The sequence below is a fragment of the Psychrobacter sp. CX10 genome, assembly GCF_057621575.2.
In genome coordinates this window covers 1,050,293-1,067,851 of record NZ_CM177736.1, presented here as the reverse complement: position 1 = coordinate 1,067,851, position 17,559 = coordinate 1,050,293, and the positions used below count along the sequence as shown (strand labels likewise).

The 17,559-nt window shown below is 37.6% G+C and carries 14 protein-coding genes; 9 read left to right on the top strand and 5 right to left on the bottom strand.

Annotated elements, in window-relative coordinates:
* Positions 1–20: 20 nt before the first annotated feature.
* The gene (gene xdhA / locus AC21OH_RS04175) at positions 21–1,583 is read right to left on the bottom strand and encodes a xanthine dehydrogenase small subunit (RefSeq protein ID WP_487371037.1); all 1,563 of its coding nucleotides are present in this window, start codon (positions 1,581–1,583) and stop codon (positions 21–23) included.
* Between the two features lie 285 nt (positions 1,584–1,868).
* Here xdhA and AC21OH_RS04170 point away from each other — a divergent pair, with 285 nt between their 5' ends.
* On the top strand, positions 1,869–3,164 hold the full coding sequence (locus AC21OH_RS04170; RefSeq protein WP_487371036.1) for an NCS2 family permease: 1,296 nt from the start codon (positions 1,869–1,871) through the stop codon (positions 3,162–3,164).
* A 622-nt stretch (positions 3,165–3,786) separates the two neighbouring features.
* Here AC21OH_RS04170 and AC21OH_RS04165 read toward each other — a convergent pair.
* Positions 3,787–5,253, bottom strand: a complete 1,467-nt coding sequence (locus AC21OH_RS04165; RefSeq protein ID WP_487371035.1) for an aminotransferase-like domain-containing protein — start codon at positions 5,251–5,253, stop codon at positions 3,787–3,789.
* Between the two features lie 553 nt (positions 5,254–5,806).
* Here AC21OH_RS04165 and AC21OH_RS04160 point away from each other — a divergent pair.
* Positions 5,807–6,334, top strand: coding sequence for a LysE family translocator (locus AC21OH_RS04160; RefSeq protein WP_491140130.1), 528 nt, complete (start codon positions 5,807–5,809; stop codon positions 6,332–6,334).
* A 135-nt stretch (positions 6,335–6,469) separates the two neighbouring features.
* Positions 6,470–7,336, top strand: coding sequence for a hypothetical protein (locus AC21OH_RS04155; protein WP_487371034.1), 867 nt, complete (start codon positions 6,470–6,472; stop codon positions 7,334–7,336).
* 108 nt (positions 7,337–7,444) lie between these two features.
* Here AC21OH_RS04155 and AC21OH_RS04150 read toward each other — a convergent pair whose 3' ends face one another.
* Both AC21OH_RS04150 and AC21OH_RS04145 read right to left on the bottom strand, forming a co-directional pair.
* Positions 7,445–8,200, bottom strand: coding sequence for a M90 family metallopeptidase (locus AC21OH_RS04150; RefSeq protein WP_487371033.1), 756 nt, complete (start codon positions 8,198–8,200; stop codon positions 7,445–7,447).
* A 74-nt stretch (positions 8,201–8,274) separates the two neighbouring features.
* Positions 8,275–9,537 carry a DUF819 family protein gene (locus AC21OH_RS04145; protein ID WP_487371032.1) on the bottom strand — a complete coding sequence of 421 codons (1,263 nt, stop codon included), beginning with the start codon at positions 9,535–9,537 and terminating at the stop codon, positions 8,275–8,277.
* A 235-nt stretch (positions 9,538–9,772) separates the two neighbouring features.
* Between AC21OH_RS04145 and AC21OH_RS04140 the strand changes: the two genes are divergently transcribed.
* Entirely contained in the window at positions 9,773–11,188 is a 1,416-nt protein-coding gene (locus AC21OH_RS04140; protein ID WP_487371031.1) for a uracil-xanthine permease family protein, read from the top strand.
* Positions 11,189–11,251: 63 nt separating this feature from the next.
* On the opposite strand, the gene AC21OH_RS04135 is transcribed toward AC21OH_RS04140, so the two are convergent.
* A complete protein-coding gene (locus AC21OH_RS04135) occupies positions 11,252–11,899 on the bottom strand; it encodes a TetR family transcriptional regulator C-terminal domain-containing protein (RefSeq protein ID WP_487371030.1) in 648 nt (215 codons plus the stop codon).
* A gap of 218 nt (positions 11,900–12,117) precedes the next feature.
* Between AC21OH_RS04135 and uraD the strand changes: the two genes are divergently transcribed.
* The 5 genes from uraD to AC21OH_RS04110 all read left to right on the top strand — a co-directional run bounded on the left by uraD (position 12,118) and on the right by AC21OH_RS04110 (position 17,523).
* Positions 12,118–12,642, top strand: coding sequence for a 2-oxo-4-hydroxy-4-carboxy-5-ureidoimidazoline decarboxylase (uraD, locus tag AC21OH_RS04130; RefSeq protein ID WP_486535494.1), 525 nt, complete (start codon positions 12,118–12,120; stop codon positions 12,640–12,642).
* A 53-nt stretch (positions 12,643–12,695) separates the two neighbouring features.
* Positions 12,696–13,079 (top strand): hydroxyisourate hydrolase, encoded by a 384-nt coding sequence (uraH, locus tag AC21OH_RS04125; RefSeq protein WP_487371029.1) that lies wholly within the window; start codon positions 12,696–12,698, stop codon positions 13,077–13,079.
* Between the two features lie 86 nt (positions 13,080–13,165).
* Entirely contained in the window at positions 13,166–14,509 is a 1,344-nt protein-coding gene (locus tag AC21OH_RS04120) for a urate hydroxylase PuuD (RefSeq protein WP_487371028.1), read from the top strand.
* A gap of 806 nt (positions 14,510–15,315) precedes the next feature.
* Positions 15,316–15,993, top strand: a complete 678-nt coding sequence (locus AC21OH_RS04115) for a GntR family transcriptional regulator (protein WP_487370488.1) — start codon at positions 15,316–15,318, stop codon at positions 15,991–15,993.
* A gap of 99 nt (positions 15,994–16,092) precedes the next feature.
* Positions 16,093–17,523: an NCS1 family nucleobase:cation symporter-1 gene (locus AC21OH_RS04110; protein ID WP_486535498.1), complete on the top strand. Its 1,431-nt coding sequence runs from the start codon at positions 16,093–16,095 to the stop codon at positions 17,521–17,523.
* Positions 17,524–17,559 lie beyond the last annotated feature (36 nt).

Genomic DNA, 17,559 nt, shown 5'->3' with positions numbered 1-17,559 from the left:
TATTGAGCAAATACGCAAATTTAACTACTCGCATATTGGTTAACAAGCTGCTTTCCACTTTGTACTATCAAACGTTGTACCACTTTCATTCGATATTCACGACTGGCTCTCACATCACTCAGTGGGGTCACATCTTCACTTAGTACATCTGCCGCACGTTTAAAACATTCTACATTTAATTCAGAGCCAATTAATTGACGTTGAGAGTTTGTAGCCAATAGCGGAATCGCGGCCATTCCACCTAGGCCTATACGAGCATCAACAATAGTAGTCAAAGACTCATCCAAATCGATACGCATAGCCATCATGCAAGCTGAAATATCATCTTCATAACGCTTACTGATTTTGTGAATGACAAGTCTTTGCTGATCAGAGAGTAAGGGGACGTGAATGGCGGCAATATAGCTGCCTGATTTAAGTTTGGTCTGTTTATAAGCTATGAAAAACTCTACTAATGGAATAATCTCGTCACAATATTGGTCAGCACAATGCCTGATATGGATCTTCGAATCCAGAGTAAGCAGAATAGGGGGCAGGTCACCAATAGGGGATGCGTTGGCGATATTACCACCGATGGTGCCCATGTTACGAATCTGCGGAGAGGCGATACGATGAAGTATAGCTTCAAACTCTGGCATATACTGTTTTAATACTGCAGATAGCTGATGATAGGTCATTCCAGCACCAAGTATTAACGTATTATCGGCACAAGACCACTGTTTAAGCGCTTCAACTTCAGACAATTGAATAATAGTTTTAAAGTCCATAAATTGCTGCGTAACTGCGAGTCCCAAATCGGTACCACCTGCCCATAATATAGCATCAGGGTGTTGGTTTAACGTTTTATCTAAACTGTCTAACAACGTAGGCATAAACAACTGAATATCATTAAGGTATAACGCGGGTTGGACTGCTTCAATTGAGTTAAATACATTTTTATTAGTACTGAATTCACATTCATTTGTACTAAATTTATTCTTGAGCGTACTGGGCTTATCAAGATCAAACATTTTGATGCCCGCATCTACAATTGGACGATACCCTGTGCACCGACACAAGTTACCCGATATTGCCTGTATGACATCATCCTTATCTACTTTTGAATGTGTAGACTCTATATGTTCGGTGGTGTTATTTGGTTCGCTGATAGTTTGATGATTCGCGATATGTTCATTTTCATACAAACATGCCAATGACATGACAAATCCAGGCGTGCAATAGCCACATTGTGACCCATGACACTCAACTAACGATTCTTGAGCAGGATGAAGCTGAGCTTGTTCTGGATGATTGGTTGGGTTATTCGCAAGATAAGATGCTGTAAATAGCGCTTTTCCATGAACTAGAGATAAAAGCGTGATACAAGTATTAAGCGTATAGAATTGAGAGGGGCTATTGGTATCAACCCTATGGTCTTTTTGCATATCGCGAACCATAATAGTGCAAGCACCGCAGTCGCCGCTACCGCATCCTTCTTTTACATCGATTATATCTAAATGATTCCTAAGGTAATTTAGAACGGTAGTATTTGGATTTATAGTATCGACACGGTGAGTTATGCCGTTTAGTTGAAAAGTGATCATAGGGTTCTCAGGCTATTACAATTAGAGATATATACTTGCTTTATTTAAAGATTGATGAGTAGTGTATTAAAATTTGTTATACCGTAAACTTATTTACTGTTAATATAACAGAAGATTAAATATTTACACTTCAATAAACAAACAAAACTATCAATAGCAGATTTAATATAAGCGACAAACATACCATTGTATACATGAATAAATTAATTTGTACACAATGGTATGTTTTTTGCTGTCATTGGTTTAGTGATATTATTTATTTCAAATTAAATTTGAGGGTAATGTATGAGCACAATTGAAAGGTATTTCGGTATAGCCGAGAAGGGAACTAGTGTTAAAACAGAGGTTATAGCGGGTCTAACCACCTTCTTGACTATGACCTATATCATATTTGTTAACCCAATGATCTTGTCGGATGCTGGTATGGATCAGGGAGCTGTATTCGTAGCAACCTGTATAGCAGCTGCAATTGGGTGTTTGATTATGGGTCTATACGCAAAGCTTCCTTTAGCATTAGCGCCAGGTATGGGTCTAAATGCCTTCTTTACCTATGGTGTGGTTTTGGGTATGAACCACAGTTGGCAAACCGCTTTGGGCGCTGTTTTCTTATCTGGTTGTATTTTCATACTATTAAGCTTATTCAAAGTACGTGAATGGGTTATTAATTCGATTCCACATACACTAAAGCAAGGCATTGTTGCTGGTATCGGTGCTTTTTTAGGGTTCATTGCGCTAAAAAACGCAGGTGTGGTCAGTGCCAATGACGCCACGTTTGTATCATTGGGTGAAATAACAACTTTTGGTCCTGCGATGGCAATATTAGGCTTTATCGTTATAGTAGGCTTAAGCTATCACAAAATACCTGGTGCGGTAACGATTGGTATTTTATTAACCACAGTATTGGGATTAATATTCGGCGATGTGGCATTCGGCGGTATTATGTCTATGCCACCGCCAATAGCGCCTACACTCATGCAACTAGACATTGCTGGTGCATTTGATGTGGGTATGATTAGCGTTATCTTCGCATTTTTGTTTGTTGATTTATTCGACACTTCAGGCACCTTGATTGCTGTGACAAAAAGGGCAGGGCTCATGAAGGATGATGAGCAGGTACCTAATCTAGGTAAAGCGCTTATAGCGGATTCAACAGCGACCGTAGCAGGTGCCTTAGTCGGTACTTCATCAACAACAAGTTATGTCGAGAGCACCGCTGGTGTTGCTGCTGGTGGTCGCACTGGACTAATGGCGGTGACTGTTGGTGTTCTGTTTTTATTAAGCTTATTCTTTGCGCCATTGGCCGGCATGATTCCTGCGTATGCAACTGCTGGTGCAATATTTTACGTGGCCGTATTGATGCTATTTACTTTAAGGGATGTTGAATGGGATGATTTAACAGAAGCAGCTCCTGCGGCAGTTACGCTGATACTCATGCCTTTAACGTTTTCGATTGCAGACGGTATTGCATTAGGCTTCATAACTTATACCGCTGTAAAACTTATCACTGGCAAACTTAATCAAATTAGTATTGCAGTATGGGTGATTACAATCATCTTATTATTAAAGTATTTGTTTGCATAAAAAGCTAGGTCTTGCCTTAATATAAATTATATGTAATCTATATAGTTAATGAAGTCGCAATCTTTTGATTGCGGCTTTTGTGTTTGAGATAGGTATTATATTATTCTTAATCTGACTAAAATTAAATATAATAACGCTCTAATTTGCACAGAACACAAAAAGTAGGGTGATAGTGCTGTTCTGTGTAAGAGTATTTAAATCAATGTCGTATCAAATCTTAAGTTTAAGTATTATTATTAAGAATATGAGCTTTATAAATTATTAGTTCAAACACATTGTACAGAAAATTTATAAGTTTAATTAGGTTAAGATAATAGGTAGTACTTTATTATAGTCTATTTAACATAATATACATTATGCGAAAACAAACCAATTGCTTTTGGAGCGTTTATTCATTGCTTAATCACAACTTTATACTATCATTCATTTAGAGTTAAATATCAGCGCCAACTCACAAAAGCTATCCATTTAAATCACTAGTTAAACTCATAAACAGTAAACACGAATCGATTGACAATCACTACGTTTAATATTTGAAATCTATCAAGGCAAACCTTAACTTGTGGCCATTATCAATCTCCAATTGACGGTTTAACGTTAATTTAAACACTCTTGTTAGTATTTATTTGGTCTCATTATCGATATAAGCTTTTAACCACTGTAGAAACGCATCACTGGTCGTTGCAACATTAAGTCGCAGATGTGTTGAATAATCACCTTTAGGATCAAACAACTGACCTGGAGCTACTAGCCAACCTTCATTATGTGCAGACAATGCAAGTTTAGCAGTATCACAGCCTGAATCGACCCATACGAACAATCCAGGCTGTGTATGCTCTGGATACTCTAGACCGATGTTGGTAAGCTTTTGACGTAATTGTTGATGCGCCTCATATAGAAGGTTTTGAAGTTTTTTGAGTTGCCGTCTACTTTCACCATGTGTCCAGAGCTTATGAATGACACGTTCTCCAAATTCTGGTGTAGTCATGTTATTTAAGGTCTTTATACCAATAATTTCATCTACAAACCTATCAGGACTGACTAATAATCCCACACGCCAACCTGATGCCATGAACTTTGAGAATCCAGTCGCATAAAATACCCGTTCAAACTGATCCAAACTAGAATATCTGAGTGCATTATTTTCAGGTAATAAAGCGGCATATAAGTCATCTTCAAAAATATAGGCATCATATTTATGAATCAAATTAAGCACTTGATGAACGCGAGCGGGATGTAGATTGTATGAGGTTGGATTATGAAGCACACTATTTGTTAGATACATTTTAGGTTTGTATCGTTCAAACAAATCTTCCATCTGCTCAATTTTAGGCCCCATATAATCCCTTTGTACGCCTATTACTTTAAACCCCATATTTTGCAAACTGCTCGATAGCCAGAACCAGCCAGGTTCATCAACTAGTACTGCATCACCCTCGTTAAGTAGAAGCTGGGCAACAAGAATGACCGCGTGTGAGACCCCAGAAGTTGTTATAACGTTATCAGCGGTTGTTTGCATGCCAAGGATACCTAAATACTGAACCAATTGATGACGTAAGGGTTCAAATCCTTGAATAGCACCGTATTCATATATAAAGCTTTTAGCTTGAGATGTGATTTGTCGTATCGCCCATTCCATTTTTTCATTACGTATCCATTCTTGAGGTAAGACGCCTGAACCTGGTGATTTATCTATCGAAATATCACTAAACATCTGGCGTACTAGCCATTTAGAATCTATAACGGTACTTGGTATCTCTCTATCACGTGAGCTCGTTGTCGCATCAGTCTTTAAATTAGTGTCGTACTCAGTATTTGATTGGCTGTCATCTGAACGATTGCTTTTTAAGCCGACTGAATTCACATAATACCCAGACCCCTGTTTAGCCAATAGTACGTTGGTAGCAACCAATTGCTCATAGGCTTGAGAGACAGTAAAACTTGATACCCCTACTAATTTAGCAAGTTTTCTAACCGATGGTATGCGCTGATTAGGTTTATAGACCTGCCATTCGATACGCTCAGTTATCCATTCTATAACCGCTTCTGTTTTGGTTAAGTTTGGGTTAAGGCGGTACGTAGACTCCATTTTTTAAGTCCTTTAGATGGTTTAGTTAAGTTATATAAATGACAAAATATCTAATTTAGTAAATGTAGTGCCATTTTAAACATATAAAACCTCATACTTTCTAAATGTTTAACTTCATTCAGTTTCACTTGATTGGTAAGCTGATTAGCCGCAAAGCTGTATAGAGATGGTTACGCCCACCGATATGTATAATTCTATAATGCACACAATACGCAACTAATATCTGTTATATATCTGTGTAGTTATATAGACCATTACACCTTGATAATTGTATTTATTACTTTATAAGTACTGTATAGGTACTGTATAGAACTATAAGTATATAGTTAAAAGTATAAATCTATAAATTTATTTAGATTTACTAAACCTAGCAGCTTTATAAACTGTTTAAGCGCAAATAATTAATAATGGATGGGAATAATGGAAGAGTTACAAGGCAGTGTGGCTGCATTAGCTTTATTTATGATGATAAATTCAATAACACCTGGCCCTAATAACTTAATGCTACTACAAGGGGGGGCTAAAAAAAGGCTATTGGGGGTGCCGCTGGCATATGCTTGGCATCTCTTTTGGTGTAGGAATTATGCTTTGGCTTAGCTATTGGGGTGTATCGACACTTATCGTTCAGATTCCTATATTAATGATTGTCATTAAGGTATTGGGAACGGGGTACTTGTTGTGGCTTACCTACGTGATGGCTACTAGCGACTTCAAAGCAACGATTAATAACGCTTTAGTTAACCGAAAACTAGAGAACTCGCCATTTGCCCAGAATAAAAAACGCTTTGGCGAGCTGCCGCTTACTTTCGTACAAGCAGCTATTTTTCAATGGTTAAATCCAAAAGCATGGACGATGACTATGGTTGCACCCAGTATATTCATGATGACAAACGCACGGCCTTGGTTTGATAACTTACCGTTAGTATTAATGTGCATGTGTATAAATATAGTTTGCATTAGCTTCTGGTCGGCAGGCGGGCAATCGCTCAGATCTTTGGTACATCATTCTAAGTTATTGAAGATAGTACACAGTTTGATTGTCATCATGACGTTGTATTGTGCTGTTGCAATGTGGTTTTAACAGATTAATAGAATTCAAAGTGTTCATCGCTTTTACACAATCATTCAATTTAATTTCCATCCTGGCTTTACTGATAAAGATTATAGTAAATAGGCACCTGTAACATTCTCAATCCCCTTTACTTGGTATATATCTATGCAAGCCTCTACCCTTAAGCGTTTTACACTCTTTATTATTATGCTGATCACATTATTATTAATCTCAGTAGTGGTTATTACTTCATTCAAAACCAATCTTATTGAATTAATAAAAAGTAAAGAAGGAGTCTCCAAAGTTGTTGAATATATTGAAGTTGAATCAAATGCAAAGGAACGCTTAACCTATAACAGCTTATTCACTTTAGATAATAACGTTATATCCACCCCGCCAACCACTGCAATAGCTTATACAGATGCCATGAGTTCTATTGAACAAAAACGTATGCAACTTGGCAGTGCATATAGGAACGCTGACTCAAAACGCGATAAAATTCAAGTTATAGAAGAAGCACGAGTTTCCTATGTAGAATCCATGACCACCCTCCTACCCTATTGGTATGGTACTGCATGGGACTTTAATGGCACTTCCACTACGCCACAACAAGGACAAATAGCTTGCGGCTACTATGTATCGACTGTACTTGAAGATAGTGGCTTAAGAGTTGAGCGTAATAAATTAGCACAGCAAGCATCAGAAAATATCATAAAAAGTCTTACGACGGAAAGTCATATAAAACGTTTTAGCAATAAATCATTATCAGAATTTGTAGATGCCATAGATGAATGGGGAAAAGGATTGTATATTGTAGGTCTAGATTTTCATGTGGGTTATATTTGGCATGATGGTCAAGACATTCACTTTATACACTCAAGCATTCAACCGACCAGAAGTGCAATATCAGAATCAGCTAGAACCTCTGGTGTCCTTGCTAACTCGAATTATCGGGTATTAGGTAAAATTTCAGAAGATGATGAATTGATTAAAAAATGGTTGGAACAATCAGTTATCCCTACAGTGTCTTAATTTTAAATAAGGGTATTATTAAATGAATTGCATTAAAGAGCAATTGAATTAAAGAAGTAAATAATAAAGAGTAAATAATAAAGAAGAAATTAACTAAGACAAATATTATTAAAGCGGACTTTGCTGAAAAAATGCTTCAAACAATTTATAAATCTCAGGATAGGCGTCCATTAAGTCCTGTGGTTTTTCAAAAAACACTTCACTTAACACGGCCAAAAATTCCGCAGGATTGGTCGCACCATATCTATCAATGCCAGGTTTGGGATTGACTTTAAAATCATTGAACCCTCGCTCCATAATTTGAGTCCATTTTTTTGGATCTAAATCTTCATGTAGTGAAGGCTGCATAGGTGGAAAACCATTGGCTCTGCCGTTTAACATATCAAGCTTATGAACAAACTCATGAATAACCACATTGTTGCCATCTGCTTCTCCTGCGTGCTTAATGTCTATCCAAGATAAGACCACTGGTCCTCTGAGCCACGCCTCCCCGCTACGGTGCTGATGACCTTCATGAACTATACCGAATTCATCTGTCCTAGTAGTCTTGGTGATGTAAGACCTTGGATATACAATGATAGAGCTCCACCCTTTATACCACTCCAATCCTAAATTCAATATTGGTAGACAAGCTTGAAGTGCAATTGAATGCTTCACCTGATGGGTAATTTCAAATCCATTCGCCCCTTTAATAGATTTGTCTTCCAAAAATAAGATTGCTAGCTCTATTAGCCTATCGAGTTCATCTTTTGATAATCTATCTAATATAGGTATATGTTTAGCACTATCTAATAAGCTGTCTTTGGTATAAGGGCTATTATCAATGATTCGCTGGTCATACCAGTCTTTTATTTTGTCGAACATGCTTATCTCTACTTATATTAAATTTGTATAAATTCAATCAAAACCTACGACTAATTAGCTGCTAATAACAGTACTTAACCACCAACGACAATTCGCATCAATTGAGTGCTTATATACCCGCCAATAGTACCAACCGCGTAACCTAGAATACCTAAGAACACACCTACAGGTGCTAAAGAGGGGTGAAATGCGGTTGCTACAATGGGGGCAGATGATGCGCCGCCTGTATTGGCGTTTGAGCCTACTGCTAAAAAAAAGAAAGGCGCCCGAATGAGTCTTGCTACCATAAATATTATCGCAACGTGAATAGACATCCAAAGTAGGCCTATCAATAATAAACGCCACTGTGATACCAAGCCATTAAGATTAATCTGCATACCTATGGCGGCAATCAAAACAAAGATAAACACTGTACCTATCTTTGAGGCCCCAATATGATCCAATCTGCGAATCTTTGTGAATGAAAAACCTACCCCAATCAGCGTTATGATGACTACCATCCAGAAGAATGAACTTGCAAAGCTATATTGAACCGCCCAGCTATAGGGTGAAAAGAAGTCTGCGATTTGACCACCTATAAAGTGCGCCAAACCAACCATAGCAAAACACAGGCCGAACATCACCATCAAGTCATTTAAGCTTGCCGGACGAGCATGATCTCGCTCATAGCTTTCTACAGCGGTAACTAATGTATCGATACTATGAGTATCAGCACCTAAAAACTTATCTATCTTCGCGCTATGCTTTGCCATCACTAAAATGGCTAATAACCATAAGGATGCATTGGTAGTGTCGACTAAAATCATCATACCAAATAAGTCATCACTTACCCCGAACAGCTCTTTCATTGCTGCTTGGTTTGCCGCGCCCCCTATCCAGCTACCTGCTACTGCGGAGAATCCTCGCCACAATGTGTCATCAGTAAACATGTCTGGTGACATCCATTTAGCGATACTAAGGCTGATCGGACCACTCACTATGATCGCAAAACTTGCAGCAAAAAACATCGCTATCGCTTTCCAACCTAATCCTAGAATCTTAGGCACATCCATAGAAAGGGTCATTAGCAATAAGCTGGCAGGGAGTAGATACGTGGCAGTAAACCCATATATCTGCGGGCCTACGCCTTGGGCAAATACGCCTACGCTATTTAAGATTGCAGGTATAAAACAACATAAAACGATGCCAGGTAAGACCGCATAAAACCTTCGCCAGAACTTACCGGGTAGCCCTTGGGTATAAAACACCAGGCCTATAATAGCCATGATAATGCCAAACGCTAATGGCAGGCTTTCAATCGCTAAACTTGTAGCAGCAAATGGTGATGTATCTGGCATTAATGGCTCCAGCAAATTAATAAATATTATGTATTTTAAATATTATTTAAATTTTAAATCATTTTTTGAAATAAAATTAATATTTTTTTTGTTTGGCATAAGAATTGCTTTAATGTAATAATAGCTGACCATTTGGTCAGATTTATAGGCAATTTGATAAGTAGTTTATTATTGTTAGATTGTGTCATTAATCAAAATAGCCCATCCACTACTGGATGAATACAGGAAGTTATATATGAATTTGCCCTCTTCAAATCAGCCATCCTCCAATCATGGCTCAACAGCGGTACCTCAACTTCAAAATACCCTATTGTATGGTCTGAACGACAAACCTGAACCTGCAAAAGCAACCTTAGCAGCCATTCAGCATGTATTAGCCAGTTTCGTTGGTATTATTACACCATCGCTCGTTATCGGTGGCGTGCTTGGTCTTGGGGAACACATTCCCTATCTTATAAGTATGGCACTGGTTGTTTCTGGTGTTGCAACTTTCATTCAATCCAAAAAGATCGGGCCAGTAGGCTCAGGTTTAATGTCTGTCCAAGGCACAAGCTTTGGTTTTTTAAGTGCTATTTTAGCAGCAGGTTTCATTGTTAAAGGCAAAGGGGGCAGCTCGGAGGATATTCTTGCAGTTATCTTCACAGTGACCTTTCTTGGTGCATTTATAGAGATTTTATTTAGTCAGTTTATTACCAAACTTAAAACGTTCATGAGTCCGCTGGTCACTGGTTGTGTCATTGTTACTATTGGTTTATCGCTTACCAAAGTAGGTTTAACAGATTTGGCTGGCGGGTTTAAAGCTGAAGACTTTGGTAGCTTAAGCAACTTAGCCTTGGGCGGAAGTGTTTTACTTATAGTCATACTGGTTAGTGTGTTTAAAAATAAGTATATCCGTTCAAATGCTATTTTTATTGCGCTTATATCAGGACTCCTCATATCAATATTCATGGGTAAAATCGATTTTAGTAAGGTTGGTGAAGCCGCAATGTTTACGGCGCCAATTCCATTTAAGTATGGTTTCTCTTTTGATTTACAAGCATTTATACCTGTTGCTTTGATGTATATCATCACAACGATTGAGACCTCAGGCGACTTAACAGCAACGTCTGTTATCTCAAAAGAGCCTATCAAAGGACCTGTGTATAAAGAACGTATTAGAGGCGGTGTATTGGGTGATGGTGTGAATTCATTAATTGCTGGTATGTTCAATACCTTCCCTAACACAACGTTTAGCCAAAATAATGGCGTTATCCAAATGACGGGTGTGGCCAGTCGTCATGTCGGTATGTATGTAGGTGGCATCCTTTTATTAATGGGTATGTTCCCTTTTATTGGTGCCATTTTTACCCAATTACCTAAACCTGTGGTTGGTGGTATCACGCTACTGATGTTTGCTACCGTTGCTACGGCGGGTATTCGTATATTATCAACTGTTGAATTTAATCATCGTAATATTTTGATTATTGCCACTACCCTAGGATTGGCACTTGGTATCGCATTTGTTCCAGATGTACTGTCTCAAATGCCGAAGATGATCCAAAACATATTTGGTTCAGCCGTTACCGTAGCTGGTATCGTTGCTATTTTCTTAGATACCGTACTTCCTAAAGACTATGGTAAAAGTTTAGACGCTCAAAGAGTAGACGTTTAGTTTTAGACAATGAGAGCCTAGCCATTTAAAGGTTAGTCTCTTTTTGTATTTGAAACGCGATGCTTAACTCAGCCCACATCCTCGAAGGATGAAGGACACCAAGAAATCTTCAATTCTTTGTTTATCTATGGCATCGTAAGAAGGTTTATTGATTAATTTTAATATCTCGGTATCAAACTCAGCGTAACGCTGGGTTGTGGTCCAAATAAGTATTAACAAAAGTACGGGGTCATTAATGGCTATTTTACCTTGTTCGTACCAGCTATTAATGACCGCTGACTTAGCTAAAGCCCATTCATTCATCTGTTTATTCATAAATTCTTGTATGTACGGTGCGCCATTAATAACTTCTAAAGCAAACAGCTTATGACGGTTTGGTTGTTCAAAAGCGCTATTTAATTTGATACGAATAAAATTCTCAATACTTTCCTTAGGATCACTGTCCTCATTGATGTCATCTAAACCATTATTCCATTCATCAATAATAGTCGTTAAAACCGTAAAGTAGAGATTTTTTTTATTCTTAAAGTAATAATGAATATTGGCTTTAGGTAATCCTGCCAAATCCGCTATCGCTTGCATGGTAGCACCTTTGTAGCCATTGGCTACAAATACAGATTCAGCCGCTTCGATGATAGCGTGTTTATTTTCAGACCGTATGTTTTGATGAGTACGGGGTTTTTTTAAGTCGCTCGTTCTGGCAGAGGTCATTTATATTCCTAATAGGAAAATTGAATTTATTTTGAAGGTAGCTACTTATATTTTAGCTACTGCACTTTATTTGTGCATATTAACCCAAATTGTCCATTTTTAAACTTAAAGTACAACGACTAAGTTTAATTTAAATTTTATTATTCAGTTTATATTTACCTATTTAGTTTTTTTTAATCCACAACTTATATATATTTTAGTTTTAGGGTATCACAACTATGTCCATCAATCTTAATGAGTTTAATGCAATGTCTGCTCAAGATGCACTTCACCATTTGTTAACGTGCTGTACCTCTGAAAGTTGGGCGAATAACTTAATAGCGGCTCGCCCATTTGACACGTTAAATTCGTTATTACAACTGAGCGACAAGATTTGGGCAGGTTTGACAACTAAAGATTATATGCAAGCATTTGAAGGTCATCCCCAGATTGGAGATGTATCTACTTTAAAGAAAAAATATCAAAATACCATAGGCAGTGCTTCTCACGAGCAATCCAAGGTAAATCATGCCGATGATAAAACCTTACAACACCTCGCTGAAGCCAATCGTGCATATTTAGATAAATTTGGTTTTATCTTTATTGTCTACGCTACCGGTAAGTCAGCTAAACAGATGCTTAATATTTTAAACGACCGTTTACCCAACACTAAGGCTGAAGAGATAAACAATGCAGCGCGTGAACAAAATAAGATAACCCGATTACGCCTCACTAAATTGTTTGAAGTGCCAGCAGCTTTATAGTCTAGCTGCTATGTATTCTAGAAATTAAAATCATCAAAACATTAAGGATCATCATGACTGCCACTTTATCATCACACGTATTAGATACTCACTTAGGCAAACCTGCCTCAGGCATAAACGTAGTATTGTACAAGGTAGTAACCAGTACGATTGAACCTGATAATTCAGAGAATGTACTGTTAGCTGAAGCACAAACGGATAATGACGGACGTATCGGTATCAACGCTTGGAATATTGTTAACGAGGAAACAGACTCTCTTGATTTAGAGGCTAACGAGTATTGTTTGGTTTTTCAAACTAACAAATACTTCACACAGCTTGATATAGATGTATTTTATCCCAAAGCGACTATCAATTTCGTAATTAGAGACAATAGCCATTACCACATTCCTCTTTTGTTGAGCGCACATGGCTTCAGTACTTATCGCGGATCATAAGTATATAAATGCTCTTAAAGTTATTCACAAACTAAGATCACACATATTTAAGACACGTAATATTAATATAAGATAGGATTAAAAAGATGGGCGCATATTTACTAGACTGGTTACAGCTATTTTTTAGATGGTTCCATGTCATCGCTGGCGTGGCGTGGATAGGCGCATCCTTTTACTTTGTATGGTTGGATTTAAGTCTACAAAAGCCGCCAGAATGGAAGAAGCAAAAAGGTATCTCAGGAGACTTATGGGCAGTACATGGTGGCGGTTTTTATGAGATCGCAAAATACAAACTTGAGCCTGAGGAGATGCCCAAAAAGCTGCATTGGTTTAAATGGGAAGCCTATACCACGTGGTTAACTGGTATGGCGATGCTATTTGTGGTCTATTATTTCAATGCCACAGCCTATCTTATTGACCCAAGTAAAGTTGCTTTTAGCTCAAACGTCACAGCCGTTGCGACAAGTCTATTATTTATATTTGGTAATTACTTTATATATGAAGCCATCGTTCGTAGTGACTTAGGTAAAAATGCCTTTATATTTAGTGTGCTCATATTTATCTTAATGGTAACGGACAGCTGGCTGGCTTACCAATTATTTAGCGATCGAGCGTCATACATTCATATGGGTGCTATATTAGGTACCATTATGGTTGGTAATGTATTCTTTGGTATTATGCCGGCACAGCGCGCTTTGGTCGAGTGTGTGCGTAACGGAGAAAAGCCCGGCAAAGAAGTTGCCGAACTGGCACTCCAAGCCAAAAACCGTTCTTTAATGAACAACTACTTTACCCTACCCCTAATTTTCATAATGATCAGCAACCATTACCCTATGACTTATGCGCATGAGTCTGGATGGTTAATTTTGGTTTATATATCCATCATCACGGCCATAGCCCGTCATTATTTCAATCAAAAGCATTTAGGTAATAAAAAGCCGCGTTATTTAGTCATACCTGCACTACTCACTATCGTACTTATTTTATGGATGCGTCCAGAACCTATTGAGCCAGTTACTAATGTACAAGCGGCGTCCAGCTCTGAGGTTTCTACTATACAAGCTAACTCAAATAACGATGTAACAGTATCAGCAAATAATACAGCATCAATTAATACAACAGCAAATAATACAACAGGTACTGCAGCAACAAATAGCGATCAAAGCATTCTTGAAGCAAGTTCAGTTGCAGATGCGCATATTCTAAATGTTGTGAATGAAAGATGTAGCACATGTCATGCGGTCGCCCCCACTCAAACTGGCTTTAGCGCTGCACCGCAAGGTATAGTATTACAAAACGCTGATGATTTAAAAACTTATAAAACTCAAATCATAACAGCGCTACGAACCAACTATATGCCGCTGGCGAACTTAACTCAGATGACTGATAACGAGCGACAACAATTAATCGACTACGTGTCATCATTATAGGGCGTGTGGAACATTCGCAAATTAGCACTGCTGATAGCTAAAATTGTTCCAGACTAGGCGCAAACCGCAGTTAATGTCTAGACCTTGACTAGGTTTGCAACAACGTCTGGGGCGATTTTAGCATCAGCCTAAAAGGGCGGGACTCTTTTTTGCCAATATATTGCGAAATTGTCTAACTTAGAATGACTAAGCGTCCAAAATTTCACTGCATATTGCCTAAAAAATAGTCTCCGCCAGTGCCATGGTCGAATGTTCCACACGCCCTAGTTTTATTGGTTTATTAAAGCTTTAATGCTGAACTAATAACTCATTCTATTATAAAGACCAAGCCGAATCAGCTTGGTCTTTTTTATTAAAATAATGGTACACATAAACTTTTAGTATAAGTTTCATATTATTAAAAATATAAATCTTCGAATTAAATTGTATACAAATAATTTTATAGAACACTGTATTTTGATAGATAGAACAGATTTAAACTCATAAAGTTTTAATATAAATAATTTATTATTAGTAAAATACCTTACATTAAAGTTAAATTTAAGCTAATACACAGTATCGTTAATACTAAATCTTATTATGCTCAAATAAATTTGTTTTCTAATCAGATTGGATAACACAAATTTAAATTTAGTGTTGTATACAATCTTATAATTAGCGTATAGTTATTAAATCAGAAAAAACAATTAATTAACGTGTTTAGATTATAAATGTATTCAAATCTATAGCTTAAATTTAAACTATTATTTATACCTATATAGTCATCCATTTATTTTAATCGTACCGTTAACTAAAAAGAATTTAACATGTCAAAACTTACTGACCATCAAATTTATAATACGTTGTTTAAAGCCATACATGAGCATCATCTACTTCCCGATACTCATTTACCAGAGGATGAGCTCGCAAAAAGCTTTAAAGTGAGCAGGACACGGATTAGAAAAATATTAGAACAGCTTATACATGAGCGTTTGGTTGTCAGATTGCCGAATAGGGGCTGTTTTGTAGAATCTTTAACACCCAAACAAATAAACGATGTTTTTGACGCTCGTAAGATTATTGAAGCAGGCGTTATTGAGCTTTTAAAGTTTCCATTAACATCTGATCAAATTGAACATTTAAATCAGCTTTGTATTTATGAAAACGCGGCGATTAAAGCAAATGATTATAGTCGAGCTAATACTTTATCAGGTGACTTTCATATTGAACTTGCTAAATTGACCAATAACGAGACCTTAATCACCATGGTAAAACAGCTCATTGCACGTACGTCGTTAGCATTGGCTGTCTACAACAAACCAACGACGATGCAATGTGACAATGGCTGTCATCATCATTTGGTCAAATTATTTAAACAAGACAATCAGCAAAGCATTAAAGAATATATGGTTGAGCATTTGAGCAAACTTGAAAACAATTTGAATATACAGTCAGATTCTAATAAGACGGTCGACTTCTCAGAACTTATATCGCGAATCTCTTGAAAACTTAAATGATCTATCTACCTTTTAAAACTAGAATGTTATTTAAATCCCTAATCACAGCTTAACCTTTCAAACCACCCCACCCTAAAGGAGATAGACATGCTATCAGATAAAGAGTTGACAATCGTCAATGAACATTCCAGTTTATACAATGAAGATCTTGCACCGACGCTAGAAGAAAAGCGAAATTGGGGCTGGTTTGAGATTTTTAATATTTGGTCTAATGACGTTCAGAGTCTTTTTGGCTATACATTAGCTGCTTCATTGTTTTTGACTTATGGATTAAGTGGTTGGTGGGTAATGGCCGCAATTATGCTGGCTGGTATCGTTGTGATGTTCATGGTGAATTTAACCGGGCGTCCTGGCGTAAAATACGGCATACCTTTCCCAGTCGTTATTAGAGCAAGTATGGGGATTAAAGGGGCTAACCTTCCAGCGATGCTACGTGCCATTATTGGTATCTTTTGGTACGGCGTACAGACCTATTTTGCATCCACAGCGGTCGCTATATTATTAACAATGATGATAGGTGATTCATCAGGAACATTCTTAGGCTTATCCTCTACAGCTTGGATATCCTTCGTGATTGTTTGGGTTTTCCAAATTATGCTGTTTTGGGCAGGTATTGAACCCATCAAACAGTTTTTGAACTGGGCAGGCCCACTAGTATATGTGGTTATGATAGCGTTAATGGGGGTCGTTTGGTATACGGCAGGCTCTGAATTACTACCTGCAATAAGTACCATATTTAGCGAAAATAACACGTATGAAGGCACAAAGTTTGATGCATTTACCGCTATTGTCGGAACGATGATTGCTTACTTTGCTGCAGTTGTAATCAACTTTGGCGACTTTGCACGATTTGTTAAAAGCGAAAAACAGATGAAACTAGGTAACCTCATAGGGTTACCCTTTAACATGGTCTTCTTCTCTTTTATTGCCCTTATTATCACTGCAGGTACGCTTGTACTATTCGGCGAGCCGTTGACCAATCCATCAGATATTGTTGCCAAGGTTGATGCTTTACCGTTAACCATTGTATCGGCCTTGACCTTTTTTGCGGCCACAGTTGGTATTAATATGGTCGCTAACTTTATACCGCCAGCATACGATTTGGCCAATTTATTCCCAAAACAAATTAACTTTAGACGAGGCGGGCTCATCACAGCGATCATAGCCTTCTTCGTTGGCGCATTATGGCTATCCTTTATTAGCCAAGTTGGTATTGTTGGATTTGTTAATATCATTGGTTCAATCATCGCACCATTCTTTGGCATATTGGTGATTGATTATTATATAATTAAGCGGCAAACCCTTGATGTGCAAGCGTTGTTCGACGATTCACCTTCTGGCAAGTACTATTACCAGAACGGCTGGAATATGAAAGGTGTAATTGCCTTTGTTGTTGCAGGCATTGTGTCCGTGATTATTTCATTAACACCATCGCTTACGGCGCTTGAAGGCTTTGGATTTCTTATAGGTGCAGCTTTAGGCGGCTTAATCTATTGGTTGTTAATGCGTAATAAATAAATTATACGTTCTATAAAGAATGCATATAGCAATATA